This is a genomic window from Streptomyces sp. CBMA152, from assembly GCF_014596475.1.
GTDB lineage: Bacteria > Actinomycetota > Actinomycetes > Streptomycetales > Streptomycetaceae > Streptomyces.
This window is the reverse complement of the sequence record NZ_MECJ01000025.1, coordinates 61,338-84,720: the sequence shown is the minus strand read 5'-3', so window position 1 is coordinate 84,720 and position 23,383 is coordinate 61,338. Positions and strand designations below refer to the sequence as shown.

Below are 23,383 nucleotides of genomic sequence, written 5' to 3'. Positions count from 1 at the left end.
GGTCCTGACAGGAGCACCCGGCGGGTAAAAATGTCGGGTGCTCCACGAACTGTTCACCCCCTCCGTCCAGCATGCGCTCGACCTCGTCGGGATCTTCGTCTTCGCGATCTCCGGCGCGCTGCTCGCCGTACGCAAGAACTTCGACGTGTTCGGCATCGCGGTACTGGCCGAGGTCACCGCGCTGGGCGGAGGGCTGTTCCGGGACCTGATCATCGGCGCGGTGCCGCCCGCCGCGTTCAGCGATCTCGGCTACTTCCTCACCCCGCTGTTCGCCGCCGCCCTGGTGTTCTTCCTCCACCCGGAGGTCGAGCGCACCCAGAACGCGGTCAACGTCTTCGACGCGGCGGGCCTCGGCCTGTTCTGCGTCACGGGCACGACGAAGGCGTACGACTACGGGCTCGGGCTCACCTCGTCCGCGACCCTGGGGCTCGCGACGGCGGTCGGCGGCGGTGTGCTGCGCGACATCCTGGCCAACGAGGTCCCCTCGCTGCTGCGCTGGGACCGCGATCTGTACGCGGTGCCGGCGATCGTGGGCGCCACGATCGTGGCCCTGTGCATCCGTTTCGACGCCCTGAACGCGGCGACCAGCGGCTTCGCCATCGTCACCGCGTTCGGACTCCGGCTCGCGGCGATGCGCTACCACTGGCGGGCGCCGAGGGCGTGGAACCGCAGGAGCGCGGCGGAGGAGGAGTAGTACGGGGGCGGTCCGCTTGGCGGCTGTTGGTGGACGCAAAAGAAAAGCTACCGCTCAGTAACGTAAGCGTGTACCGTACGCCGCATGGCACAGGCAACGATCGGGGACAGCGAGTTCGACCGGGACACCGCAGTCATCCCGCGTGAAGACGAAGAAGGCGTCTACGACGCCCACCTCTCCGCCGGCTGGACGATCATCCAGGCCGTCAACGGCGGCTACCTCCTCGCGCTGCTCGGCCGCACACTCGGCCAGGCGCTCCCGCATCCGGACCCGTTCAGCGTGACGGCGCACTACCTCACGCCGTCCGCCCCCGGCCCGGCCGTGGTGCGCACCCAGCGCGTACGCACCGGCCGCACGCTCTCCACCGGTCAGGCGTCGCTGTTCCAGTACGACGAGAACGGCGCCGAGGTCGAGCGGATCCGCGTCCTCGCCTCCTACGGCGACCTGGACGCGCTCCCCGACGACGTGCGCACCACCGCCAAGCCGCCCGCGATCCCGCCGCTCGAACACTGCCTCGGCCCGGCCGACGGCCCCTCGCCGATCCCCGGCAGCTCGGCGATCACCGACCGCCTGATGTTGAAGCTCGACCCGACCACGCTCGGCTGGGCGGTCGGCGCGCCCTCCGGCAAGGGCGAGATGCGCGGCTGGTTCGGCCTGGCCGACGGGCGTGACGCCGATCCGTACTCGCTGCTGCTCGCGGTCGACGCGCTGCCGCCCACCGCGTTCGAGATGGGCCTGACGGGCTGGACCCCGACGGTCGAACTCACCGCCCACATCCGCTGCCGCCCCGCCCCCGGCCCCCTCCGCGTCTCCATCACCACCCGCAACCTGGCGGGCGGCTTCCTGGAGGAGGACGCGGAAGTCTGGGACAGCGCGGACCGGTTGGTGGCGCAGTCGCGCCAGTTGGCGCGGGCTCAGCGCTAGACGCTCCGCGGGGGTGCGGATTTTCGTCTGCGGATCGTTCTGGGTTGCTCGCGCAGTTCCCCGCGCCCCTTGATGGGCCCTTCGGGCCCTCCTTAGGGGCGCGGGGAACTGCGCGACAAGCCCCCACCGGCCCGCACCCGACCAACCAGGCTCAATCCAGCCAGTGGCGACGGCCGAGCGTGACGAGCCGCAACTGCCGCCGCGCCGTGGCGATAACGGCCTCCTCGGCCTGCAGGGCGGCGACCGAATCGCCGCACGAGGCGCCCGCCTCAAGGATCGCCGACGCAGTCATCACCATGTGATCGACGTACACCCCCGCCAGCATCCGCAGATCCTCCGCGCTCCACCCGCGCGCCTCCGGATCCGCCCCCAGCGCCGCCGCAACCTCGTCGGCGAACCGGCGCAGCTGGACGCCGATGGCCTCCCGGACCGGGGCGACCCCACCGTGCCGCTCGCGCGCGATGAAGCGCACATGCGCCGGATGCGCCCGCACATGCGCGGCGATCAGGGCCACCGCCCGATCGATCCGCTCCTCACTGCCCCCGGTCGTCACGATCGCCGCCCGGATCGTCTCGTGCAGGCTCCCGAGGGCCTCCTCGACCAGGGCCACTCCGAGGTCCGCGGTGTCCTTGAAGTGCCGGTAGAACGCGGCGGGCGCGACCCCCACGGCCCGGGTCACCTCGCGCAGCCCCAGGCTGCTGAGGCTCTGGTGCTCCAACAGCCCGAGCGCCGCGTCCAGGAGTGCCTGACGCGTCTTCTGCTTCTGGGCCTGCCGGATCCCGAGAGTGTGGCTCATACCACTCAGTAAACAGCTGTTCGCCCAATTTGGAAAGGCTAGACTGAGGAGTCAGTGAACAGTCGTACTCTGAAATCGACTTGAGAGGCACGTCATGCTTTTCCTCGTCGCAGCCCTCCTCCTGCTGGGGGTCGTGCTGGGCTCAGCGGCGCACCTTCCGCTCCCGGTCACGCTCGTCGCCGCAGGCGCCATCGGCGTCTGGCTGCTCGTCTTCGCCGTACGTGAACGACTCGCATCACACCGGAGGGCCTGACCATGGAACTCGTCCTGAAGAGCAGCCGCGTCCGCGACAAGGACGCCGACGGCATGGCCGTCGCCGCCTTCGTCCTCGGTCTGCTCGGGCTGCTCGTCATGAACATCGTGCTCGGCCCGATGGCCATCGTGCTGGCCGGACTGGCCCTGCGGTACGGCACCGCACGGCGCGGCCGCGCCTGGCTCGGCCTGGCGCTCGGTGTCGCCGATCTCGCGGTGCTCGCGGGTCTGGTCATGGCCGACGGAACCGTCTCCTGGGGGCTCGGCGGCTGAGAGCCGACGGCAGGGGAGTCCCTTGGTAGGGCCTTGGGGCCCCTTGTAGGGGGCTCGGCGCCGGGGTCCGCTCCGGGTGACTCGTAGAATCGGGCCCACCATGGCTTACCTCGACCACGCCGCGACCACTCCGATGCTTCCCGAGGCGGTCCGGGCGATGACCGCCCAGCTGGCCGTCACCGGCAACGCGTCCTCACTGCACGCCGCCGGACGCCGCGCCCGCCGCACCGCCGAGGAGGCCCGCGAGGAACTCGCCGAGGCACTCGGCGCGCGCCCCAGCGAGGTCGTCTTCACGGCCGGCGGCACCGAGGCCGACAACCTCGCCGTCAAGGGCCTGTACTGGGCCCGCCGCGACGCCGACCCGCGCCGGGTCCGCGTCCTGGCCAGCCCCGTCGAGCACCACGCCGTGCTCGACGCGGTCGACTGGCTCGCCGAGCACGAGGGCGCCACCGTGGAGTACCTGCCGGTGGACTCGTACGGACGGGTGCACCCCGCGGCCCTGCGCGAGGCGATCGAACGCGACCCCTCCGACGTGGCCCTGGCCACCGTGATGTGGGCCAACAACGAGATCGGCACGGTCCAGCCGGTACGTGAACTCGCCGATGTGGCCCGGGAGTTCGACATCCCGCTGCACGCGGACGCGGTCCAGGCGGTCGGCCAGCTCGACGTCGACTTCGCGGCGTCCGGCCTCGCGGCGATGACCGTGTCGGGCCACAAGATCGGCGGCCCGTACGGTATCGGCGCGCTCCTCCTCGGCCGTGAGTACACCCCCGTCCCCGTGCTGCACGGCGGCGGCCAGGAGCGGCACGTGCGCTCCGGCACGCTCGACGTCCCGGCGATCGCCGCGTTCGCCGTGGCGGGCCGCCTGGCCGCCGAGCGCCGCGCCGACTTCGCCCGCGAGGTCGGCGGGCTGCGCGACGCCCTGGTCGACGCGGTCCGCACGGCGGTCCCGGACGCGATCCTCGGCGGCGACCCGGCCCCCGGCGGCCGCCTCCCCGCCAACGCGCACTTCACCTTCCCCGGCTGCGAGGGCGACTCCCTTCTGCTCCTCCTGGACGCCCAGGGCATCGAATGCTCCACCGGCTCCGCGTGCACGGCGGGCGTGGCCCAGCCCAGCCACGTCCTCCTGGCCACCGGCACCCCCCCGGACCTGGCCCGAGGCACCCTCCGCTTCTCCCTCGGCCACACCTCGACGCGGTCGGACATCGAAGCGGTGACGAAGGCGATCGGCCCGGCGGTGGAACGGGCACGGACGGCGGGGTTGAGCTAGGCGCTCGGCGGGGTCGTCCTTCGGCTGCGGGCCGGTGGGGGCTGGTCGCGCAGTTCCCCGCGCCCCCAGGAGGGCCCGAAGGGCCCATCAAGGGGCGCGGGGAACTGCGCGAGCAACCCAGCACGATCCGCAGCCGAAGAGATCCGCGGGGTGCAGGGGCCACAGGCCCCGCGAAGGGGTCCGGGGCGAAGCCCCGGGAAACCACCTTCACCCCCACCCGCCCCCGGAGGGTTTAGGGAAGGGGCGGGGTGGGGCCATACTCGCGAGCCACCACCGGCCCGACCCACGTACCCTGGTGGATGCTATGACGAAGACATCCCCGCGCCCCCTCCGCGTGCTCGCCGCCATGTCCGGCGGTGTCGACTCGGCCGTCGCCGCCGCCCGCGCCGCCGAGGCGGGCCACGACGTCACCGGCGTCCACCTCGCCCTGTCCGCGAATCCGCAGTCCTTCCGCACCGGCGCGCGCGGCTGCTGCACCATCGAGGACTCGCGCGACGCACGCCGCGCCGCCGATGTCATCGGCATCCCCTTCTACGTGTGGGACCTGGCGGAACGCTTCCGCGAGGACGTCGTCGAGGACTTCATCGCGGAGTACGAGGCCGGCCGCACCCCCAACCCCTGCCTGCGCTGCAACGAGAAGATCAAGTTCGCCGCGCTGCTCGACAAGGCGCTCGCCCTCGGCTTCGACGCGGTGTGCACCGGCCACTACGCCACGGTCGTCCTCAACGAGAACGGCAGCCGCGAGCTGCACCGCGCCAGCGACATGGCCAAGGACCAGTCGTACGTGCTCGGCGTCCTCGACGAGAAGCAGCTCGCCCACGCCATGTTCCCGCTCGGCGACACCCTCACCACCAAGGACGAGATCCGCGCCGAGGCCGAGCGCCGGGGCCTGGCCGTCGCCAAGAAGCCCGACAGCCACGACATCTGCTTCATCGCCGACGGTGACACCCAGGGCTTCCTGGCCGGACGCCTCGGCAAGGCGGAGGGCGACATCGTCGACGAGTCCGGCGCGAAGCTGGGCACGCACGAGGGCGCGTACGGCTTCACCATCGGTCAGCGCAAGGGTCTGCGCATCGGCCACCCCGCCGCCGACGGCAAGCCCCGCTACGTCCTGGACATCTCCCCGGTGAACAACACGGTCACCGTCGGCCCGGTGGAGGCCCTGGACGTCACCGGACTCACCGCGATCAAGCCCCGCTGGTGCGGCGACGCCCCGACGGGCCCCGGCACGTACACCGCCCAGCTGCGCGCCCACGGCGGCGAGACCGAGGTCACGGCCGAACTCGTCGGCGACGAGCTGCGGGTGAGCTTCACCGAGCCGGTCCGCGGCGTGGCGCCCGGCCAGGCGATCGTCCTGTACGACGACACGCGCGTAGTCGGCTCGGCGACGATCGCGACGACTGCCCGGGCCGCGTCAGCGCTGGCGTAACGGACGAGACCAGGCCCGGGTGCCGGGCTGCGTCGGCGCAGCCCACGTGCCCGGGTGCCGGGCTGCGCCAGCGCCGGCGTAGCCCACGTGCCCGGGCCCGGGGTGCTCAGCCCTCGGTGTCCGTGCTCTCGGCGTCCGCGCTCTCGGACTCCGTCCCGATGAAGCACAGGTGGTCCTTTAGCAGCGTCACGGCCGCCAGCGGCTCGTGATAGGCCCAGGCTATGTCGGGCGCGTCCGGCAGCGACCAGTACGAGGCAACTCCCTTGTACGGGCAGGTGGTCCGGGTGTCGGACGGGGTCAGCAGATCCAGTCGGACATCCTCGGACGGCAGGTAATAGCGGACCGGCAGCCCGTCCTCGCGCACCAGCAGCGGGCGGGTGCTCTCCGCGAGCACCTGCCCGTCCCGCAGGACGCGCACGCGGAGCGCGCCCTCCTCGGCGGCCTCGGCCGTGACGAGGTGATCCGGGTCGTAGGGCGGCCGCGGGCCCGGCGGGGGCGCGGAGGCGTTCGTGGGTTCGGCGAGAATCGTGTAAATCGTCGTCATGCCCGCTCAACGGCCTTTCGCCCGCCGCTTGTTCCCGCGATTCGCCGTTCGGGACATGGTTCATCCGTTCGAGTGCCGGAGGAGTCCCGACGTACGGTTGAGCCATGAACATCTGCGTCTTCCTCTCCGCCGCCGACCTCGACGACCGCTACACCCGCCCGGCCCGTGAGTTCGCCGAGCTGCTCGGCAAGGGCGGTCACACCCTGGTGTGGGGCGGCTCGGACAGCGGGCTGATGAAGGTCGTCGCCGACGGCGTGCAGGAGGCGGGCGGGCGGCTCGTCGGGGTCTCCGTCGACTTCCTGGCCGCCTCCGTCCGTCCGAACGCCGACGAGATGGTCGTCGCCAAGGACCTCGCCGAGCGCAAGGCGCTGCTCCTGGAGAAGTCCGACGCCGTCGTGATCATGGTCGGTGGCACCGGCACGCTCGACGAGGCGACCGAGATCCTGGAGCTGAAGAAGCACGGCAGGACCACCAAGCCGGTCGTCCTGCTGAACACGGCGGGCTTCTATGACGGGCTCAAGGCGCAGTTCCGCCGCATGGAAGAGGAGGGGTTCCTGCCCGTTCCCCTCACTGACCTGGTCTTCTTCGCGGAGGACGGCGTCGGCGCGCTCGCCTACCTGGAGGAGAGCGTGGGCGTCCAGTAGTGCGAGCATTGCGGGTATGGCTACACACCTGATCACCGGGGCAGGCTCTGGCATCGGCGCGGCGGTCGCACGGCGGCTGCACGCGCGCGGCGACGAGCTCGTACTCCTTGCACGCGACGCCGGGCGCGCCAAGGAACTCGCGGGGCGCTTCCCCGGCGCCCGCACCCTCGTCGGCGACCTCGCCGAGCCGGACCGCCTCTCCTGGGCCTTCTCGCACCAGGCGCTGCCCGACCGCCTCGACTCGCTCCTGCACATCGCCGGGATCGTCGACCTCGGGCCCATCGGCGAGCTGCGCCCCAAGACCTGGCACCAGCAGCTCAACGTCAACCTGATCGCACCCGCCGAGATCACCCGCCATGTGCTGCCCCAACTGCGCGCCACCCAGGGCCATGTGGTGTTCGTGAACTCCGGCGCCGGGCTCAACGCGCACGCCGAGTGGGGCGCCTACGCCGCGTCCAAGCACGGCCTGAAGGCGCTCGCCGACTCGCTGCGCCAGGAGGAGCACGCCAACGGCGTCCGCGTCACCTCCGTCTACCCGGGCCGCACCGCCAGCCCCATGCAGGCGAAGGTGCACTCGCAGGAGGGCAAGGAGTACGTCCCGGCCCGGTTCATCGACCCCGAGTCGGTGGCCACGACCGTCGTCATGGCCATCGACCTGCCGCGCGACGCGGAGGTCAACGACCTGACCGTACGGCCCGGCCGATGAGCGACGCCAGCACCGGCTTCCCGTGGGGGGCCGCGACCGGCGTCGGGTCCATGCCCGGCGGCGACGCGCGCGAGGCCGCCAAGACCGTCACCGGGTCCTTCATCGGGGCCGACGGGTCGGCCGGGGACTTCCCGTTCCTGCCCGAGCTGCCCGCGCGCGGCCCCGGCGCCGACATGATCGGGCGCACCACCGGGCTGCTCGTCGAGATGTACGCGCGCGTGGAGCCCAGCGGCTGGCGGCTCGGCGACCGGCCGGGCCGCGACACCAAGCGGGCCGTCTCCTGGCTCGGCGAGGACCTGGACGCCCTGGAGGAGTTCACCCAGGGGTACGAGGGGCCGCTGAAGGTCCAAGCGGTCGGGCCGTGGACGCTCGCCGCGGCCCTTGAGCTGCGCGGCGGCGAGGCGGCGCTCGGCGACCCCGGCGCCTGTCGCGACCTGGCCGGCTCGCTCGCCGAGGGCCTGCGCGGCCATCTCGCGGACGTACGGCGCCGGGTGCCCGGCGCCAAGGTCGTGCTCCAGCTCGACGAGCCGTCGCTGACGGCCGTGCTGCGCGGGCAGATCAGGACCGCCAGCGGCTACCGCACCCACCGGGCGGTCGACCGGCAGGTCGTCGAGGGCGCGCTGCGCGATGTGTTCGCGGTGCACGACGGCCCGGTCGTCGTCCACTCCTGCGCGCCCGACGTGCCGTTCGCCCTGCTGCGCCGCGCCGGAGCCGCCGGTGTCTCGTTCGACTTCTCCCTGCTCACCGAGCGTGACGACGACGCGATCGGCGAGGCGGTGGAGAGCGGCACCAAGCTGCTCGCCGGAGTGGTCGGCGGCGTGGACGGCCCATTGTCAGACCCTGCCGGTAGCGTCATGGGTGTCAGGACGTTGTGGCGCAGGCTGGGGCTGCGACCGGGGACTCTCGCCGAGTCCGTGGTGATCACCCCGTCGTGCGGGCTCGCGGGTGCTTCGCCGGCGTACGCCCGCGCGGCCCTCGCCCACTGCGTCCGGGCGGCGAGATCGCTCGCGGACAACCCTGAGTGACGGGGAAGACGGGAAACGGGAGGACATGACAGTGGCTGGCGAACAGAACGCAGTGGTGCCCGCGGACGCACGGGAGAAGCACGCGCTCCTCGCCGAGCAGGTCGAGGAGCACCGCTTCCGGTACTACGTGAAGGACCAACCGGTCATCAGCGACGGCGACTTCGACAAGCTGTTGCGGTCGCTGGAGGCCCTGGAGGAGGAGTACCCGGAGCTGCGCACGCCGGACTCGCCGACCCAGAAGGTCGCCGGTGCGTACGAGACGGACTTCGCGTCGGTCGAGCACCGCGAGCGGATGCTGTCGCTGGACAACGCGTTCGACGACGAGGAGCTGGCCGCCTGGGCCGAGCGCGTCGCCAAGGACGTCGGCACCGCCGACTTCCACTACCTCTGCGAGCTGAAGGTCGACGGCCTCGCGGTCAACCTGACGTACGAGCACGGGCGGCTGACCCGCGCCGCCACCCGGGGCGACGGCCGCACCGGCGAGGACATCACGCCCAACGTCCGCACCATCGCCGACATCCCCGACCGCCTCAAGGGCGACCGCGTCCCGGACCTCGTCGAGATCCGCGGCGAGGTCTACTTCCCGATGGAGGCGTTCGAGGGGCTGAACGCGCGCCTGGTGGAGGCGGGCGACAAGCCGTTCGCCAACCCGCGCAACGCGGCGGCCGGTTCGCTTCGCCAGAAGGACCCCAAGGTCACCGCCACCCGCCCGCTCCACATGGTGGTGCACGGCATCGGCGCCCGCGACGGCTTCACCATCGACTGCCTCTCGCACGCCTACGAGCTGCTGCGCGAGTGGGGCCTGCCCACCGCCCAGCACAACAAGGTGGTCTCCTCCCTCGACGAAGTACGCGAGTTCATCGGGTACTTCGGGGAGAACCGGCACTCGGTGGAGCACGAGATCGACGGCGTCGTCGTCAAGCTCGACGAGATCCCGCTCCAGGGCCGCCTGGGCTCCACCGCGCGCGCCCCGCGCTGGGCGATCGCCTGGAAGTACGCGCCGGAGGAGGTCAACAGCAAGCTGCTCAACATCCGCGTCGGCGTCGGCCGCACCGGCCGCGTCACGCCGTACGCGCAGGTGGAGCCGGTCACCGTGGCGGGCTCCGAGGTCGAGTTCGCCACCCTGCACAACCAGGAGGTGGTGAAGGCCAAGGGCGTCCTCATCGGCGACACGGTGGTGCTGCGCAAGGCCGGTGACGTGATCCCGGAGATCCTGGGGCCCGTCGCGGATCTGCGGGACGGCACCGAGCGGGAGTTCGTGATGCCCGCCGAGTGCCCCGAGTGCGGCACCGCGCTGCGCCCCATGAAGGAGGGCGACATCGACCTGCGCTGCCCCAACGCGCAGTCGTGTCCCGCCCAGTTGCGCGAGCGGCTGTTCTATCTCGCGGGCCGCAAGAGCCTGGACATCGAGAACTTCGGCTATGTCGCCGCCGCCGCGCTCACCAAGCCGCTGGAGCCGGCCGAGCCGCCGCTGCTCGACGAGGGCGACCTCTTCGACCTCACGATGGACCGGCTGCTGCCCATCAAGGCGTACGTCCTGGACCAGGACAGCGGACTGCCCAAGCGCGATCCGAAGACCGGCGAGGAGAAGATCGCCCTGGTCTTCGCCAATATGAACGGCGAGCCGCGCAAGAACGCGGTCTCGATGCTGGAGAACATCGCGGCCGCCAAGGAGCGCCCGCTGGCCCGGTTCCTCACCGGTCTGTCGATCCGTCATGTCGGCCCGGTCGCCGCCGAGGCGCTGGCGCGCGAGTTCCGCTCCATCGACCGCATCGAACAGGCCACCCAGGAGGAGCTGTCGGCGGTCGAGGGCGTCGGGCCGACCATCGCGGCCTCGCTCAAGGAGTGGTTCGCCGAGGACTGGCACCGCGAGATCCTGCGCAAGTGGAAGGCGGCCGGCGTCCGGATGGAGGACGAAGGCGCAGGTGAGGACGAAGGCCCGCGTCCGCTGGAGGGTTTGACGGTCGTCGTCACGGGAACGCTGGAGCGGCACACCAGAGATGGCGCGAAAGAAGCGCTGCAGAGCCGTGGAGCGAAGGTGACCGGTTCCGTTTCCAAGAAGACATCGTTCGTTGTCGTCGGCGACAACCCGGGTTCCAAGTACGACAAGGCGATGCAGCTGAAGGTTCCGGTTCTCGACGAGGACGGCTTCGCTGTCCTGCTGGAACAGGGTCCGGAAGCCGCCGTCGCCGCCGCTGTGCCGACTGCTCAGGAGGGGGAATAAGAGGAGGGGAGGGCTCCCTTCGGGGCGCCCTCGGTCACCCGTTCAGCGCATACCAGACGGATCAGGGTGGCCAGGCCGCATTCGGGCAAGACCTGTAGACCGCTGCCCGTCAGAGCCTTGTGCGGCCTACTGTTGGGATGTGCGCCGGTCGTGCACGGCTGAAACGGGGTGCCCTCTGCTCATCGTGAGCTTGGGGAAGGGTCCCAGTCGTGGTGCCATGACAACGGGGCCATCGCGTGGCATCGGCACCGCCGGCTGTGAGAGGGACGGGAATGAAACCGACCGAGAGCGCCGCCCCGGCCGCACGGCTGCGCGGGTTCGCGGGATTCTCCTCCAGGCTGACCGCCGGCATCCTCTCGACCGCCGCCGTCGCCCTGGCCGCCGGGTTCTATCGCGCCCTGCACGCCGGAGACGCCCTGTTCCCCGGCTCCACCACGGGCTGGGCGCTGGCCGTCCTGACCGGGATCATCGTGGGCCACCTCGTCGCGCTCGGCCGCGACCGGTGGTGGGGCGGCACCGGCTCCGGCGCCGCCCTCACCCTGGCCGTGCTGCTGCTGTACGGCTGGGTGCCGGCCGGGCTCGTCTCGCTCGCGGTGGTGGCGCTGGTCGGCGCGGCCCGCCGCCACCGCTGGCGCCAGGGCGTGCTGCACGGCTCGGTGGACGTCCTCGGGATCGGCGCGGCCGCGCTGGTGCTCGCCGCGTTCGGCCACACCCCGACCGTCGGCTCCCCCTGGTGGCCCACCGACTGGAGCATCTCCTCGGTGCCCGTGGTGGTGCTCGCCGCCGGTGCGTACCTGGTGGTCACCCGGATGCTGCTCTGGTACGCGCTGGCGCCCCGGGGCGGCGGGCTGCCCACGGTCGCCCGGACGGCCCTGATGCGCCAGGGCCTCGTAGCGGTCGCACTGCTCGGCATCGCCCCGCTGATCTGCGTGGTCGCGATGGCGATGCCGGTCCTGCTGCCGCTGTTCGCGGTGCCGCTGATCGCGCTCGACTCCACGCTGTGGATCGCCCGGGCCCGCGCCGAGGAGCAGCTGCGCGACCCGCTCACCGGTCTGCCCAACCGCCAGTGGCTGCTTGAGCGGACCTGGGCGGCCCTGGAGGAGGCCGAGGACCACGGCGCCCGCGCCGCGCTCGTCCTCATCGACATGGACCGCTTCCGCTCGGTCAACGACACCCTCGGCCACCTCGCGGGCGACCGGCTGCTCCTCCAGATCGCCGACCGGCTGCGGCTCGCCCTGCCGCGCGGCGCGGAGGCGGCCCGGCTCGGCGGCGACGAGTTCGCCGTACTGCTGCCGGTGGCCGACTCCGCGACCAGCACCATGCGCATAGCCCGAGGCCTGGTCGCCGAACTCTCCTCGCCGCTCGACCTCGACGGGCTCACCCTGGTCCTGGAGGCCAGCGCGGGCGTCGCCGTCTACCCCGACCACGCGCTCGACGCGGAAGGGCTGCTGCGCCGCGCGGATGTGGCGATGTACCAGGCCAAGCGCGACCGTACGGGAGTCGAGGTGTACGAGTCGAAGCGGGACTCCAACACCCCTGACCGCCTCGGCCTGTTGGGCGATCTGCGGCGCGCGCTGGACGCGGGCGACGTGGAGCTCCACTACCAGCCGAAGGTCCGCTTCGACGGCCAGGTGGCCGGGCTCGAAGCGCTGGTGCGCTGGGTGCACCCGGAGCGCGGGCGGGTGCCTCCCGACGAGTTCATCGCGATCGCCGAGTCGTCCGGGCTGATGCCGCATCTGACGGAGTACGTGCTTGAGACGGCGCTCGCCCAGGTCGCCCGGTGGCGGGCACAGGGCCTCACCGTCCCGGTCGCCGTGAACGTGTCGCCGCGCGATGTCCACACCCCGGGCTTCGCGGGGGCGGTCGCGGCGCGGCTGGCCCGGCACGGTGTCCCGGCCGGCTCGCTCCAGCTGGAGATAACCGAGCATGTGCTGTTGGAGGACCCGCAGCGGGCCGCCGACACGCTGGCCGGGCTCACCGGCCACGGCGTGAAGATGTCCCTGGACGACTTCGGTACGGGGTACTCGTCGCTGGTCCATCTGCGTCGGCTGCCGGTCAGCGAGCTCAAGATCGACCGCTCCTTCGTGGCCCGCCTCGCCATCGACAACGAGGACGCCGAGATCGTCCGCTGCACCCTTGACCTCGCCCATTCGCTCGGCCTCCTCGTCGTCGCCGAGGGCGTGGAGGACGACGAGACCTGGGAGCGCCTGCGGGACCTGGGCTGCGACGCCGTCCAGGGCTGGCTGGTCGCCGCCGCGATGCCGCCCGCCGAGGCCACGGCATGGCTGCTCGCCCGTGGCTCGCGCGGCTGGCAGCGCCCCGCCGACCTGGAGGCGGCCGCCAGGTCCGCGGCCGCGGCGGAGGAGCCGTCGGGCACCCCGGTCCAGTGACCGGGCGTGCCCGCCCGCCCGAGCCCGACGTCACCGTAACGCCGTAACGGCCTTGGAGGTCACGGCCGTTTCGGGATCGGTCGGGCCGTGATCAAGGGCCCCGGGGGAAACCGTTTAGTGCGGCGGCCACCGCGCCCCATAGGATTGGCCCCAAACCACACACACTCACCCCAGAGGATCGCTGCATGCCTGGCATTACGCGCGAGGAGGTCGCCCACCTCGCCCGGCTGGCACGTCTGGAGCTGAAGAGCGAAGAGCTGGACCACTTCGCCGGACAGCTCGACGACATTCTTGGCGCGGTCGCCCGCGTCTCCGAGGTCGCCGACCAAGACGTACCCCCGACCTCCCACCCGCTGCCGCTGACCAACGTCATGCGCGCGGACGAGGTCCGTCCGTCGCTCACCCCCGCGCAGGCGCTCTCCGGCGCCCCGGCCCAGGAGCAGCAGCGTTTCAAGGTGCCGCAGATCCTGGGGGAGGACTAACCACCATGACGGACAGCAACATCATCAAGCTCACCGCCGCCGAGATCGCCGACAAGATCGCGTCCGGCGAGCTCACGGCCGTCGAGGTCACCGAGGCCCACCTGGCCCGGATCGAGGCCGTCGACGAGAAGGTGCACGCCTTCCTGTACGTCGACCGCGAGGGCGCGCTCGCGCAGGCCCGCGCCGTCGACGAGAAGCGGGCCAAGGGCGAGAAGCTCGGCCCGCTGGCCGGTGTGCCGCTCGCGCTGAAGGACATCTTCACCACCGAGGGCATCCCGACCACCGTCGGCTCGAAGATCCTCGAAGGCTGGATCCCGCCGTACGACGCGACGCTCACCAAGCGGCTGAAGGCTGCCGACGTCGTGATCCTCGGCAAGACCAACATGGACGAGTTCGCCATGGGGTCGTCGACGGAGAACAGCGCGTACGGGCCCACCGGCAACCCGTGGGACCTGACCCGCATCCCGGGTGGTTCGGGTGGTGGGTCGAGTGCGGCCCTCGCCTCCTACGAAGCGCCGCTCGCCATCGGCACGGACACCGGCGGCTCCATCCGCCAGCCCGCCGCCGTCACCGGCACCGTCGGCGTCAAGCCGACCTACGGCGCGGTCTCCCGCTTCGGCATGGTCGCCTTCTCGTCCTCCCTCGACCAGGGCGGTCCCTGCGCCCGTACGGTCCTGGACGCGGCGCTCCTGCACGAGGTCATCGCCGGGCACGACCCGCTCGACTCGACGTCCATCGACGCGCCGGTTCCGCCGGTCGTCGAGGCCGCGAAGAACGGTTCCGTCGCCGGGATGCGCGTCGGCGTCGTCAAGCAGTTCGCGGGCGAGGGCTACCAGGCCGGTGTCGTCCAGCGCTTCAACGAGTCGGTCGAGCTGCTGAAGTCGCTCGGTGCCGAGATCGTCGAGCTGGACTGCCCGTCCTTCGACCTGGCGCTCTCCGCGTACTACCTGATCGCGCCGAGCGAGTGCTCCTCGAACCTCGCCCGCTTCGACGCCATGCGCTACGGCCTGCGGGTCGGCGACGACGGCACGAAGTCGGCCGAGGAGGTCACCGCGCTCACCCGCGAGGCGGGCTTCGGCGACGAGGTCAAGCGCCGCATCATCCTCGGTACGTACGCGCTGAGCTCCGGCTACTACGACGCGTACTACGGCAGCGCCCAGAAGGTCCGCACGCTCATCACGCGCGACTTCGAGAAGGCCTTCGAGCAGGTCGACGTGATCGTCTCGCCGACCACGCCGACCACCGCCTTCCCGATCGGCGAGCGCGCCGACGACCCGATGGCGATGTACCTCGCGGACCTGTGCACCATCCCGACCAACATGGCCGGCAACGCCGCCATGTCGCTGCCCTGCGGCCTCGCGCCGGAGGACGGGCTGCCGGTCGGGCTGCAGATCATCGCCCCCGCCATGAAGGACGACCGCCTGTACAAGGTGGGCGCCGCCGTCGAGGCCGCCTTCGTGGAAAAGTGGGGTCACCCGCTGCTGGAGGAGGCACCGTCGCTGTGAGCGCACTGACCAAGGCCAAGGGCTTCAAGAAGTCGAAGGCCGGTACGTACCTGTCCATCGGCACCACCGCGTTCGGCGCCATCAGCGTGATCAAGCAGGCCAAGAAGGCCCGCACCGAGCAGGACACGCTGAAGCTGCTCGACGCCGTCGTCTCCGCCGCCGCCATCGCCACCGGCATCGCTCTGCTCTACCGCGAGCTGAAGCGCCTGGGCGACGACGACGTCCTGCTGGGCTGAGAGGGAAAGTTTCACCGTGACTGTCACTGATCTGGTCTCGTACGAGGACGCCCTCGCGTCGTACGACCCCGTCATGGGCCTGGAGGTCCATGTCGAGCTCGGCACGAAGACCAAGATGTTCTGCGGCTGCTCGACCGAGCTGGGCGCCGAGCCCAACTCGCAGACCTGCCCCACCTGCCTCGGCCTGCCCGGCTCGCTCCCGGTCGTCAACGCGATCGGCGTCGAGTCGGCCGTCAAGATCGGCCTCGCGCTGAACTGCGAGATCGCCGAGTGGTGCCGCTTCGCCCGGAAGAACTACTTCTATCCGGACATGCCGAAGAACTTCCAGACCTCGCAGTACGACGAGCCGATCGCCTTCAACGGCTATCTGGACGTCCAGCTGGAGGACGGCGAGATCTTCCGTGTGGAGATCGAGCGCGCCCACATGGAGGAGGACACCGGCAAGTCGACGCACGTCGGCGGCGCGACGGGCCGTATCCACGGCGCCTCGCACTCCCTCCTGGACTACAACCGGGCCGGCATCCCGCTCATCGAGATCGTCACCAAGCCGATCGAGGGCGCGGGCGAGCGGGCCCCGGAGGTCGCCAAGGCGTACGTCGCCGAGCTGCGCGAGCTCATCAAGGCGCTCGGCGTCTCCGAGGCCCGGATGGACAAGGGCCAGATGCGCTGCGACGTGAACCTGTCGCTGCGGCCCAACGGGACCGAGAAGTTCGGCACCCGCAGCGAGACGAAGAACGTCAACTCGCTGCGTTCGGTCGAGCGCGCGGCCCGCTTCGAGATCCAGCGCCACGCCGCGGTGCTGAACTCGGGCGGGACGATCATCCAGGAGACCCGTCACTTCCACGAGGAGGACGGCTCCACCACCTCGGGCCGCATCAAGGACAACGCCGAGGACTACCGGTACTTCCCGGAGCCCGACCTCGTCCCCGTCGCCCCGGCCCGCGAGTGGGTCGAAGAGCTGCGCAAGGGGTTGCCCGAGCTGCCGCGCGTGCGCCGCAACCGGCTGCGCGAGGAGTGGGGCGTCTCCGAGTTCGACATGCAGTCGATCCTCAACGCGGGCGCGGTCGACCCGATCGTCGCCACCATCGAGGCGGGCGCGGACTCCGCCGCCGCGCGCAAGTGGTGGATGGGCGAGCTGGCCCGTAACGCCAACGAGCAGGGCGTCGCCCTCGACGAGCTGCCCGTCACCCCGGCGCAGGTCGCTCGCATCGCGGCCCTGGTGGCCTCCGGCGACCTCAACGACAAGCTGGCGCGCCAGGTCATCGAGGGCGTCCTCGCGGGCGAGGGCGACCCGGACGCGGTCGTCGAGAAGCGCGGTCTGAAGGTCGTCTCGGACGAGGGCGCGCTGGGCGCGGCCGTGGACGAGGCCATCGCGGGCAACGCGGCCATCGCGGACAAGATCCGCGGCGGCAAGGTGCAGGCCGTCGGCGCGCTGGTCGGCGCGGTCATGAAGACCACGCGCGGCCAGGCGGACGCGGCCCGCGTCAAGGAGCTCATCCTGGAGAAGCTGGGCGTCAGCGAGGGCTGATCCTCAGCCGAAGCCCTTACGTACGTAGTACGTGTACGACTCGGCCCCGCCGCATCACCTGATGCGGCGGGGCCGAGTCGTATCCGAAGGACCTTCAGGTGATCAGGCGGACTCGGTGGGCAGACCCGCGTCCGTCCAGTCCTCTATGCCTTCCTTGTACTTGCGTACGTTCGTGTAGCCGAGCGCGGTGAGGCGGTCGGCGACCTGGCCGCTGTTGGGGCAGGCGGGGTTGGAGCAGTAGGTGACGATCGCGGCGTCGCGGTCGGGCAGCAGGGCCGGCGCGTGCGCGTCGACGTCCGCCCGGACCAGCGCGATGGCGCCGGGCAGATGCTGCTTCGCGTAGTACTCGCCGCCGAGCGCGTCGACGACGGTCACCGTGCCGGCGTCGATCGCCGCCTTGAGGTCGTCACGGGAAATGAGCGCGGTCATGGGACACCCTCCAGGGTTCCGGACTATAGTCCGCTTGTGATGAACGACAGTACCGGACCGCAGTCCGTTTCTGCTACCCCGCTTGAGCTGCTGCGCACCCGGCCGCCCAAGGAGCGCGCCGACGCGGCCCGCAACCGCGCGGCCGTACTCGACGCGGCGGCGCGGCTCTTCGCCGAGCACGGGGTGACGGCGGTCTCGATGGACCAGATCGCGGCGGCCGCCGGCGTGGGCAAGGGCACGCTCTTCCGCCGCTTCGGCGACAAGGCCGGGCTCGCGACCGCGCTGCTCGACGCGCGCGAGAAGGAGCTCCAGGAGGCGATCATCTCGGGCCCTCCGCCGCTGGGCCCGGGGGCCGAGGCGGGGGAGCGGCTGGTCGCCTTCGTGGAGGCGTACGTGGACTACCTCCTCGACCACCTGGAGCTCGGCCGGATGTCCGAGAACGCCTCACCGGGAGCGCGCTACCGCATCGGCGCCTACCGCTTCTGGCACCAGCACCTGTCGATCCTGCTGTCCGGCACCCCGGACCCGGCGTACACGGCGCACGCGCTGCTGGCCCCGCTGGGGGCCGAGCATGTCACCGCCGCGCTGGCCGAGTTGGGCGAGAAGCGGGTGCGGGAGGGGGCGGTGCGGCTGGCCCGGGCGCTGGCGCCGTGACTATAGGGTGCCGAGCGTGGACGGGCGAGAAGCGGTGAGAGTGCTCGGGCGCCGTACGGCGCTGCGGTATCTGGCGCTGGGGACGGTGTCGGCAGCCGTGTCGGCCTGCACAGGTGCGGGAGCCGTGGAGGGCCCCCGGAAGCAGGCGCTGAAGGCGTTCGTGAAGGGCGACTGGGTCTACCGCTCGAACCGGGACCATGAGGGCGTCCTCAGCGTCACCCCCGACGGGCACTGGTCTGTCACTCAATGGGGTGGACTGTCCGGGCAGTGGGTGCTCGACGGCGCGGTGCTCTCGGTGAGCGCGGACACGCCCACCGCCGACGCGGAGGCCGAGGAGCAGGAGGCCTTCAGGGTGTCGAGCATGCCGGAGAAGGTGTCCCGCTCGTTCTCCGAGCTGCTGACGCTGTCGGGCGGCTGGTCGAGCGTCGGCACGGCCGTCGAGGCCGGGTACAAGAAGGGCGCGCTCACCCTGGCGTTCCGGGGCGACGGCTCGGAGGATCTGCTCGTCACCTGCACGCGCCGCAAGTGACCTCGCGCAAGTGACACATGGGGCCGGTATGGCCCTCGCGCGCGCTTCCCTGTGAGTAAGCCCACGAAACGGGCAAACGATCACTATTCGCTGTCACAGTGGCAGCGCGTAGGTCATGCGTTCTTTGCGGGCTGTTCAATATCGTATCGTCTGCTCCCGTACCGGCTGTTCCCGGGCAAAGATCCACGAACCATCCAGGGAGCACATTCGTTGGCAGCCATCGCACGGTGGTGCATCAGGCACCGCCTCGTCGCCGTCCTGCTCTGGCTCCTCGCGTTCGGCGGCGCCACGGCCGCCTCCGCCGCAGCGGGCTCCGCGTACTCCAACGACTACGAAGTCCCCGGGACCGAGTCCGGCCGCGCCACCGCCCTGCTCGACGCCGGATTCCACGGCGGCCGGGGCGGCGACACCGACACCGTTGTCTGGCACACCGACCACGGCACCGTGCGCGCCCCCGACATCGAGCAGCGCATCGCCAAGACGCTCGACAAGGTGGCCAAGCTGCCCGGTGTGGCGCAGGTGACCGGCCCGTACGGACGGGACGGCGGCGCGCAGATCAGCCGCGACGGGCACACCGCGTACGCCTCGGTCACCTTCGACCGGACCGCCGAAACCCTCCCCAAGGCACAGGCCCAGGCCTTCGTCGAGACCGCGCGGGCCGCCTCCGCGCCCGGCCTCGACGTCGCCGTCGGCGGCAGCGCGGCGGCCCTCACCGAGACCACCTCCGCGCACCTCAGCGAGATCGTCGGCGTGGTCGTCGCGGCCGTCGTCCTCTTCCTCGCCTTCGGCTCGCTCGCCGCCAGCACCCTGCCCATCGTCACCGCCGTGATCTCGGTCGGCACCGCGTACGCGGGCATAGGGCTGCTCGGCCACGCCATGGCCGTCGCCGACTTCGCGCCCATGCTCGGCCTGCTCATCGGGCTCGGTGTCGGCATCGACTACGCGCTGTTCATCGTCACCCGGCACCGGCGCGGACTGCGCCAGGGACTCACCGTCGACGAGGCCGCGACCCGGGCCGTGGCGACGACCGGGCGGGCCGTGGTGTTCGCGGGTGCGACGGTCTGCATCGCGCTGCTCGGGATGCTCATCCTGCGGCTCGGCTTCCTCAACGGCGTCGCCATCGCGGCCTCGCTGACCGTCGTCCTCACCGTCGCCGCGTCCGTCACCCTGCTGCCCGCGCTGCTCTCGCTCATCGGAACGCGCGCGCTCAGCCGCCGCGAACGGCGCAGACTGAGCGAGCACGGGCCCGAGCCGGAGCTGCCCACCGGGTTCGCGGCGCGCTGGTCGGCGTTCGTCGAGCGGCACCCCAAACTCCTCGGGGGCCTGGCCGCCGTGGTGATGCTGGCACTCGCGCTGCCCACGCTCTCGCTCCACCTCGGCACCTCCGACCAGGGCAACAACCCCGCCAAGTCGACCACCCGCGTCGCCTACGACCTGCTCGCCGACGGCTTCGGGCCCGGCGTCAACGGACCGCTGACGCTGGCCGCGAAGCTGGACGGCGCCGACGACCGCATCGCGATGGATCAGCTGCCGCAGCTGCTGCGGCACACCTCCGGCGTCGCCTCGGTCGGGCCGGTGACGTACAACGCCAGCGGCGAGGTCGCCGTCCTCACCGTGGTGCCGGACTCGGCGCCGCAGTCCCAGCAGACCAGCGCGCTCGTCGACCGGCTGCGCCACGAGGTGCTGCCGAAGGCCGAGAAGGGCACCTCGCTCGATGTGTACGTCGGCGGTGTCACCGCGAGCTACGACGACTTCGCAGGCGTGATCATCGGCAAACTGCCGCTCTTCATCGGCGTGGTGATCACCCTCGGCTGCATCCTGCTGCTCCTCGCCTTCCGCTCGATCGGCATCCCGCTGAAGGCCGCCGCGATGAACGTGGCGGCGGTGGCGTCCGCGTTCGGCATCGTCGTCGCGATCTTCCAGTGGGGCTGGGGGAGCGAGCTGTTGGGCCTGGGCCGCTCCGGCCCGATCGAGCCGTTCCTCCCCGTGATCATGGTCTCGGTACTCTTCGGGCTCTCGATGGACTACCAGGTGTTCCTGGTGAGTCGGATGTACGAGGAGTGGCTGGAGACGCGCGACAACCGGCGGGCCGTCCGGGTCGGCCACGCCGAGACCAGCCGCGTGATCAACTCCGCGGCCGTGATCATGATTTCGGTCTTCCTCGCGTTCGTGCTCAGCGGGGAACGGGTGATCGCGATGTTCGGCATAGCACTGGCGGCCGCCGTCGCCCTCGACGCGTTCGTCCTGCGCACCCTGCTCGTACCGGCCCTCATGCACATGCTCGGCGGCGCCAACTGGTGGCTGCCCGCCTGGCTGGACAGACGGCTGCCGAGGATCAGCATCGAACCGCCCGAGTGCCGCCGTGCGACGATCTCCGTGCAGCGCACGAGCGAGCCGGTCGACGAACCGGTGGACGAGCTCGTGGGCTCGTAGACCGGTTGGGTTTTTGGGACGTGAGGGACGGGATGTTCGCGATATCGCTGGGTGACGACGGTGCCGAGCTGCGGCCGCTGGAGCCGCACCACACCGAGGAGTTCCTGGCCCATATGGACCGGGGGCGCGAGTTCATCGGGCAGTTCATCTCGCTGGCCGAGGTGTGCAAGGACCTCGACTCCTCGCGCGCCTTCCTCCAGGCGTACGCGGACAAGACCGCGGCGGACGAGGGGCGGCTGTACGGGATCTGGCTCGACGGCACGCTGGTCGGCGGCGTGCTTTTCCGCACGTTCGACGTGAAGCTCGGCGTGGCCGAGGCGGGGTGCTGGCTGGAGTCGGCGGGGGCCGGGCGTGGGCTTGTGACCCGGGCGATTCGGGTGCTGATCGACTGGGCGATGGATCAGCGCGGGATCCATCGCGTGGAGTGGCGTGTCGCGTCCGGCAACATTCCCAGCATCAATGTTGCGAAGCGGCTTGGCATGGTGCGGGATGGGGTGTTGCGGGACAACCATCCTCATCGGGGTGTGCGGCAGGACACGGAGGTGTGGTCCGTGCTGGCCCCTGAGTGGCGGGCGGCTCGCTGATCGCTTCGCCGAGGTTCGTGTGACAGCTGCGGGCCGGTGGGGGCTGGTCGCGCCCACGCGGCGGAGCCGCAAATGTCACAGCCCCGCGCCCCTGTAGGTCATCGTTAAGGGCTCTCTCAGAAACGGCACCTAGCGTCGGGCGCATGAACGCCACCCCCTCCGACACCAAGACCGACAACGAGACCGACGTCGACGTAGACGTCGAGGAAATCGAAGAGCACGACGACTCGCTCGGCGACGACGTACCGCCCACCGACGCCACCCCCGCCCCCACCCGCATCGGCGCCGGTGCCGCCGCCGTCGTTTCCGCCGCCCTCGGGATCGTCGCGCTCAGCGGGACCTGGATGGGCAAGGTGCTGTCCGAGCGGGAGACCCTGGTCGGGCAGATCAAGACCGCCCAGGGCGGCTCGGCTGCGTCGCAGATTCAGGCGATCTACGGCGACTCCTGGCACACCACCGCCGCCGTGAACGGCGGCTTCGCGCTGCTCGCCCTGCTGGTCGGCGCGTTCGTGCTGGTCCGCCCGGCCTTCGGCGCCCCCGACGCCCACCCGCAGCCCGTGTGGGTGCGGGCGGTCGCGCTGGGCGGGTTGGTCCTCGGCGCGATCGGGCTGCTGATCTCCGTCGGGATGTACTTCGACCTGTTCGCCGCGCTGCCCTCCGCCCCCTCCACCAAGGGGTAGCTCAGAGCGCCGGTGGCGACATCGTGAAGCGGGCGAGTACGGCGGCGCGTACGGTCTGGCGCTGCGGCTCCAGGTCGAGCGGCGGGATGCCCTCCGGCGCGCCGGCCCCGTACGCCGACCGCATCATCCCCGGCGCGGGCGCCGCATAGGGCCGCGCGTCCTCGGCGCCCTCGTCGGCGAGTTCGAGCAGGGCCACCAGGTCGCTGCCCAGCGCCGCCGCGTACTCGCGGGCGCGTTCCACGGCCTGCTCGACGGCCCGGCGGCGCGCCTTCGCGTACGCGGGGGAGGCGGGGCGCAGGCCCCACCAGGGGCCGTCGACGCGGGTCAGCTCCAAGGTGGCCAGGCGCGAGGCGAGTTCGCCGAGCGCGGTGAAGTCGCCGAGCTCGGCGGTCAGCCGCACCTGCCCCTGGTACGCGCGGACCCGCTCGCCCCGGCCGTGCTTGCCCAGCTCGGGGCTGACCGAGAACGAGCCGGTCTCCAACTGCTCCACCGCGTCCCCGTACGACTTCACCAGGTCGAGGACGGCCGCGTTGCGGCGGGTGAGGTCCTCCAGCGCGCTGCGGCGGTCGGTGCCGCGCGCGATCACCGTCACGCCGAGCCGGGCGATCTCCGGGTCCACGTCCAGGACGGCCTCGCCCCGGACCGCGATGCGCGGCGCCTCGGGGGTTCCGTAGGGAAGGTGCGGGGACGGATGGGTCATATCGGCTCCCTGAGTGGGTGGTTGCGGCCACTCTTCCATCGCGGGCCGTCCGCGACGACCGTAGGGAGCCACGGCCTAGGTGTCGTCTAAGGCATCCGCCCCGCGCCTAGGGCATGCCTCCCCCGGCACGTACTCCTTCTAAGGCCCCGCCGCCCCACAGATGCGGCACTCTCCCGATGTGGCGACACCCCCTGGGAAGCGAGAGTTGAGACATCGCAGAGAGCGATGGAAACAACAACGAAGCCCCGGAACGACGGGGCACCAGGGAGCACGAAATGTTCGCGTACGAACTGCACCAGGTGAACCAGGCCGAGCTGCTCCGCGAGGCCGCCGCCCAGCGGCTGGTCCGCGAGGCCCGCCGGGCCCGCCGCACCGCCGGCCACGTTGCGGAGGGGCGGGTGACTCATCTGCGGGACCTGCGCCACCTCTTCGCGCACGCCGCGTGAGCACCC

25 protein-coding genes are annotated in these 23,383 nt (G+C 71.5%); 21 read left to right on the top strand and 4 right to left on the bottom strand.

Features of this window, described 5'->3' with window-relative positions:
* The first annotated feature begins 37 nt into the window (after positions 1-37).
* Both BG418_RS21825 and BG418_RS21820 read left to right on the top strand, forming a co-directional pair.
* The gene (locus tag BG418_RS21825; protein ID WP_188275638.1) at positions 38-694 is read left to right on the top strand and encodes a trimeric intracellular cation channel family protein; all 657 of its coding nucleotides are present in this window, start codon (positions 38-40) and stop codon (positions 692-694) included.
* An 84-nt stretch (positions 695-778) separates the two neighbouring features.
* Positions 779-1,618 carry a thioesterase family protein gene (locus BG418_RS21820; RefSeq protein ID WP_188275637.1) on the top strand — a complete coding sequence of 280 codons (840 nt, stop codon included), beginning with the start codon at positions 779-781 and terminating at the stop codon, positions 1,616-1,618.
* Between the two features lie 151 nt (positions 1,619-1,769).
* On the opposite strand, the gene BG418_RS21815 is transcribed toward BG418_RS21820, so the two are convergent.
* Positions 1,770-2,414: a TetR family transcriptional regulator gene (locus BG418_RS21815; RefSeq protein ID WP_188275636.1), complete on the bottom strand. Its 645-nt coding sequence runs from the start codon at positions 2,412-2,414 to the stop codon at positions 1,770-1,772.
* Positions 2,415-2,508: 94 nt separating this feature from the next.
* Here BG418_RS21815 and BG418_RS21810 point away from each other — a divergent pair, with 94 nt between their 5' ends.
* The 4 genes from BG418_RS21810 (at position 2,509) to mnmA (ending at position 5,638) form a co-directional block, all read left to right on the top strand.
* Positions 2,509-2,667 (top strand): hypothetical protein, encoded by a 159-nt coding sequence (locus tag BG418_RS21810; RefSeq protein WP_188275635.1) that lies wholly within the window; start codon positions 2,509-2,511, stop codon positions 2,665-2,667.
* A 2-nt stretch (positions 2,668-2,669) separates the two neighbouring features.
* Positions 2,670-2,939: a DUF4190 domain-containing protein gene (locus tag BG418_RS21805; RefSeq protein ID WP_188275634.1), complete on the top strand. Its 270-nt coding sequence runs from the start codon at positions 2,670-2,672 to the stop codon at positions 2,937-2,939.
* Positions 2,940-3,039: 100 nt separating this feature from the next.
* Positions 3,040-4,209, top strand: a complete 1,170-nt coding sequence (locus BG418_RS21800) for a cysteine desulfurase family protein (RefSeq protein ID WP_188275633.1) — start codon at positions 3,040-3,042, stop codon at positions 4,207-4,209.
* 304 nt (positions 4,210-4,513) lie between these two features.
* On the top strand, positions 4,514-5,638 hold the full coding sequence (mnmA, locus tag BG418_RS21795; RefSeq protein ID WP_188275632.1) for a tRNA 2-thiouridine(34) synthase MnmA: 1,125 nt from the start codon (positions 4,514-4,516) through the stop codon (positions 5,636-5,638).
* A gap of 106 nt (positions 5,639-5,744) precedes the next feature.
* Here the strand turns inward: mnmA and BG418_RS21790 are convergent, their stop codons facing one another.
* The gene (locus BG418_RS21790) at positions 5,745-6,056 is read right to left on the bottom strand and encodes a DUF427 domain-containing protein (protein ID WP_317453724.1); all 312 of its coding nucleotides are present in this window, start codon (positions 6,054-6,056) and stop codon (positions 5,745-5,747) included.
* Positions 6,057-6,286: 230 nt separating this feature from the next.
* Here BG418_RS21790 and BG418_RS21785 point away from each other — a divergent pair, with 230 nt between their 5' ends.
* The 9 genes from BG418_RS21785 (at position 6,287) to gatB (ending at position 16,922) form a co-directional block, all read left to right on the top strand.
* Positions 6,287-6,826 (top strand): TIGR00730 family Rossman fold protein, encoded by a 540-nt coding sequence (locus tag BG418_RS21785; RefSeq protein ID WP_188275630.1) that lies wholly within the window; start codon positions 6,287-6,289, stop codon positions 6,824-6,826.
* 16 nt (positions 6,827-6,842) lie between these two features.
* On the top strand, positions 6,843-7,532 hold the full coding sequence (locus tag BG418_RS21780; RefSeq protein WP_188275629.1) for an SDR family oxidoreductase: 690 nt from the start codon (positions 6,843-6,845) through the stop codon (positions 7,530-7,532).
* On the top strand, positions 7,529-8,557 hold the full coding sequence (locus BG418_RS21775) for a methionine synthase (RefSeq protein WP_188275628.1): 1,029 nt from the start codon (positions 7,529-7,531) through the stop codon (positions 8,555-8,557). Before BG418_RS21780 ends, BG418_RS21775 begins: the two co-directional genes overlap by 4 nt.
* Before the next feature lie 25 nt (positions 8,558-8,582).
* Positions 8,583-10,781 (top strand): NAD-dependent DNA ligase LigA, encoded by a 2,199-nt coding sequence (gene ligA / locus BG418_RS21770; protein ID WP_223185230.1) that lies wholly within the window; start codon positions 8,583-8,585, stop codon positions 10,779-10,781.
* 272 nt (positions 10,782-11,053) lie between these two features.
* The gene (locus tag BG418_RS21765) at positions 11,054-13,171 is read left to right on the top strand and encodes a bifunctional diguanylate cyclase/phosphodiesterase (RefSeq protein WP_188275626.1); all 2,118 of its coding nucleotides are present in this window, start codon (positions 11,054-11,056) and stop codon (positions 13,169-13,171) included.
* 185 nt (positions 13,172-13,356) lie between these two features.
* Positions 13,357-13,653 (top strand): Asp-tRNA(Asn)/Glu-tRNA(Gln) amidotransferase subunit GatC, encoded by a 297-nt coding sequence (gatC, locus tag BG418_RS21760; RefSeq protein WP_188275625.1) that lies wholly within the window; start codon positions 13,357-13,359, stop codon positions 13,651-13,653.
* A gap of 5 nt (positions 13,654-13,658) precedes the next feature.
* Positions 13,659-15,158, top strand: a complete 1,500-nt coding sequence (gatA, locus tag BG418_RS21755) for an Asp-tRNA(Asn)/Glu-tRNA(Gln) amidotransferase subunit GatA (protein ID WP_188275624.1) — start codon at positions 13,659-13,661, stop codon at positions 15,156-15,158.
* On the top strand, positions 15,155-15,394 hold the full coding sequence (locus tag BG418_RS21750; RefSeq protein ID WP_317453721.1) for a hypothetical protein: 240 nt from the start codon (positions 15,155-15,157) through the stop codon (positions 15,392-15,394). The genes gatA and BG418_RS21750 overlap by 4 nt, the downstream gene beginning before the upstream one ends.
* A 16-nt stretch (positions 15,395-15,410) precedes the next feature.
* Positions 15,411-16,922 carry an Asp-tRNA(Asn)/Glu-tRNA(Gln) amidotransferase subunit GatB gene (gene gatB / locus BG418_RS21745; RefSeq protein WP_188275622.1) on the top strand — a complete coding sequence of 504 codons (1,512 nt, stop codon included), beginning with the start codon at positions 15,411-15,413 and terminating at the stop codon, positions 16,920-16,922.
* 102 nt (positions 16,923-17,024) lie between these two features.
* Here gatB and BG418_RS21740 read toward each other — a convergent pair whose 3' ends face one another.
* Complete coding sequence (locus tag BG418_RS21740; protein ID WP_188275621.1) at positions 17,025-17,351, bottom strand: rhodanese-like domain-containing protein; 327 nt, start codon at positions 17,349-17,351, stop codon at positions 17,025-17,027.
* 39 nt (positions 17,352-17,390) lie between these two features.
* Here BG418_RS21740 and BG418_RS21735 point away from each other — a divergent pair, with 39 nt between their 5' ends.
* The 5 genes from BG418_RS21735 to BG418_RS21715 all read left to right on the top strand — a co-directional run bounded on the left by BG418_RS21735 (position 17,391) and on the right by BG418_RS21715 (position 22,231).
* Positions 17,391-18,005, top strand: a complete 615-nt coding sequence (locus tag BG418_RS21735) for a TetR/AcrR family transcriptional regulator (protein WP_188275620.1) — start codon at positions 17,391-17,393, stop codon at positions 18,003-18,005.
* Positions 18,006-18,021: 16 nt separating this feature from the next.
* Positions 18,022-18,534 carry a hypothetical protein gene (locus BG418_RS21730; protein WP_188275619.1) on the top strand — a complete coding sequence of 171 codons (513 nt, stop codon included), beginning with the start codon at positions 18,022-18,024 and terminating at the stop codon, positions 18,532-18,534.
* Positions 18,535-18,744: 210 nt separating this feature from the next.
* Positions 18,745-20,967, top strand: coding sequence for an MMPL family transporter (locus BG418_RS21725; RefSeq protein ID WP_188275618.1), 2,223 nt, complete (start codon positions 18,745-18,747; stop codon positions 20,965-20,967).
* A 32-nt stretch (positions 20,968-20,999) separates the two neighbouring features.
* Positions 21,000-21,551: a GNAT family N-acetyltransferase gene (locus BG418_RS21720; protein WP_188275617.1), complete on the top strand. Its 552-nt coding sequence runs from the start codon at positions 21,000-21,002 to the stop codon at positions 21,549-21,551.
* A 143-nt stretch (positions 21,552-21,694) separates the two neighbouring features.
* Positions 21,695-22,231 carry a hypothetical protein gene (locus tag BG418_RS21715; RefSeq protein WP_188275616.1) on the top strand — a complete coding sequence of 179 codons (537 nt, stop codon included), beginning with the start codon at positions 21,695-21,697 and terminating at the stop codon, positions 22,229-22,231.
* Between the two features lies 1 nt (position 22,232).
* Here BG418_RS21715 and BG418_RS21710 read toward each other — a convergent pair whose 3' ends face one another.
* On the bottom strand, positions 22,233-22,931 hold the full coding sequence (locus BG418_RS21710; RefSeq protein ID WP_188275615.1) for an SIMPL domain-containing protein: 699 nt from the start codon (positions 22,929-22,931) through the stop codon (positions 22,233-22,235).
* A 275-nt stretch (positions 22,932-23,206) separates the two neighbouring features.
* Between BG418_RS21710 and BG418_RS21705 the strand changes: the two genes are divergently transcribed.
* On the top strand, positions 23,207-23,377 hold the full coding sequence (locus BG418_RS21705) for a hypothetical protein (RefSeq protein ID WP_188275614.1): 171 nt from the start codon (positions 23,207-23,209) through the stop codon (positions 23,375-23,377).
* Positions 23,378-23,383 lie beyond the last annotated feature (6 nt).